This window comes from Rhizobium sp. SVR5-9E, from assembly GCF_056755095.1.
In genome coordinates this window covers 1-241 of record NZ_JBNDHS010000673.1, presented here as the reverse complement: position 1 = coordinate 241, position 241 = coordinate 1, and the positions used below count along the sequence as shown (strand labels likewise).

The following is a 241-nucleotide window of genomic DNA, read 5'->3' as shown; positions in this document are numbered from 1 at the left end:
GTACTGTCACCCGCGGGCAACAGCGGCGTTGACTGCAGCTATCTCATCGATACGTCGGTGCGGGATTGCCCAGCCGATGCCTTGCGGATCGACGGCCCTCGATCTGATGTCATGCTTGAGATTGACTGGAAGCCGAACAGGCTTCCAAGATCGCTGAGCGGAGAGACCTCCGCCTACTCGACCGAGTTGAACTTCTTCACCTGAAGGAAGTTCACAGCCGAACCGCTGAAGCGTTCCGGAT

The 241-nt window shown here is 58.1% G+C and carries 1 protein-coding gene; it reads left to right on the top strand.

Going from position 1 to position 241, the window contains the following annotated elements:
* Positions 1-204, top strand: a 204-nt coding sequence (locus tag ACPYOJ_RS36505) for a hypothetical protein (RefSeq protein WP_481420556.1), incomplete at its 5' end; no start/stop codon positions are given.
* Between the last annotated feature and the right edge of the window lie 37 nt (positions 205-241).